The following is a 1,967-nucleotide window of genomic DNA, read 5'->3' as shown; positions in this document are numbered from 1 at the left end:
TTGGATTTTCGCTCTTCGCACCGTTTCAGCCGGCCTGATAGCGCTGCTGGCCGCCTACGCCCTAAAACTCGACCACCCGCAATGGGCCATGATGACGGTGTTCATCGTCGCCCAGCCGGTTGCCGGCATGGTGCTGGCGAAGGGCTTTTACCGGCTGCTCGGCACGCTGGTCGGCGGCGTCGCGGCGATCGGCATCACCACCGTATTCGGCACCAACCCCTGGGTGCTGGTGACGGTGCTCGCCGTCTGGATCGGCATCTGTACCTTCGTCTCATCGCTGCTGCGCAATCCGGAAGCCTATGGCGCCGCGCTCGCCGGCTACACCGCAATGATCATCGGTCTGCCCGCCTTCGGACAACCGCATCTCGTCGTCGACCTCGCGGTCGCGCGATGTGCCGAGATCGTGCTTGGCATTGTCTGCGCCGGCCTGACCAGCCGCCTGATCCTGCCAAAACTGGCCAGCGACGCCATCGTCTCGCGCCTGAAACGCTGTATCCTTGATCTTGCCAGCTATGCCGGCGGTGCGTTCTCTGGCGGCGACCCGGCAACGCTGTCCACGCTGCACCGAAAGCTGATCACTGATGCCCAGACGCTCGGCGAGATGCGCGCCTATGCCAGGCTCGAGGCGCCGAGCTTCGCGCCGCGCGCCCATCCAGTCCGGCGCACCATCGGACAGCTGCTCTCGGCCCTGTCGGCGGCACGCGCGCTGCATTCACACGCCGCCCCGAAGAATGCGGCGCTCATTCCGGTGCGCTCGGAACTGCAGTCGCTGGTCAGCGAGCTGGCGACCAAGCCCGGCGCGCTGGACGATACGGCGCTGTGGGTGGCTCGGCTCGATGCGATTTCCGGAAACGCCCGGCAAATGCCAGATGCCTCGATCGACCAGGGCGACGACAGGGTCGGCACCATCACCCGCCTGACCATCGCCGCCGATTTCGCCGAGGCGCTCAAGCAGGTGCTGCGCGGCCTCGACGCCCTGCGCGCGCCTGCCACGCGCCTGGCCAGGGGCAGCAGGCAGCCTGCGCTGGTGGTGCATCGCGATTACGCCGGCGCATCGCGTAACGCCTTGCGTGCTGCCCTTGCCACGCTGCTGGTCGCGGCCTTCTGGTTGACGACGAAATGGTCGGAAGCGGCCGGCACGGTCATCCTCGTTGCTGTCGTATCGAGCCTGTTTGCTGCTCGCCCCGACCCTGTGCAGGTCGCCTGGGGTTTCTTCAAGGGAACGCTGCTCGCTTTGCCCTTTGCCTTTCTCGTCGGCCAGATCGCGCTGCCCGCTTTGCCGGGCTTCGGCTGGTTCATGCTGTTTGTCGTGCCCATCCTTGTACCGACGGCGCTGGCCATGGCCAATCCACGCTATGTCGGCGTGGCGACGGCCTTCGCCATCAACTTCCTCGCCTTCCTGAGCCCGCACCAGGCGATGACCTACGATCCCGTACCCTTCTTCGCCGGGTCGGCGTCGATCCTGGTCGGCATCCTGCTGGCGATCGGTGTCTTCATCGTCGTGCTGCCAGCCGATCCGTGGCTCGCGGCCAACCGCATCGTGCGCGCCATGCGCGAGGATTTGGCGCGGCTTTGCCTGCATGAGCGGGTGCCGAGGCGGTCGGCCTTCGAGAGCCTCGCCTACGACCGCATCAACCAGCTGATGCCGCTAGTGCAGAATGCCGGTCAGAAGGGCGATGCGGTTCTGGGCGGCGGAGTCGCCGCCGTCACCGTCGGCCTGGAGGTCCTTCGGCTGCGCGATGCAAGCCAAAGCCATGCCATTCCATCCGAGACCGCGCTTTCGATCGCCAACTTCCTGAGGGGACTGGCGCGCGAACTGCTTTTCCGCGCCCCCGGCGATCCACAGACCTCGACCGTCGCCGTCGCCCGGCAGTACGCAGCGAACATCGCCGAGCGAAACGGCACCGGCGAATTGCTGCAAATCGCAGCATCGCTGCGCATCATCGCCGCGGCGATGGAGGATTTCC

Annotated in this window: 1 protein-coding gene; it reads left to right on the top strand. The window is 66.4% G+C overall.

The window, feature by feature from the left end:
- Positions 1-1,967 (top strand): FUSC family protein (locus EOC06_RS14170; protein WP_245469583.1); only part of this gene is annotated, 1,967 nt, incomplete at both ends.

It is taken from the genome of Mesorhizobium sp. M7A.F.Ca.MR.362.00.0.0 (assembly GCF_004023175.1).
Taxonomy (GTDB): Bacteria; Pseudomonadota; Alphaproteobacteria; order Rhizobiales; family Rhizobiaceae; genus Mesorhizobium.
This window is presented reverse-complemented; position numbering and strand designations above follow the sequence as displayed.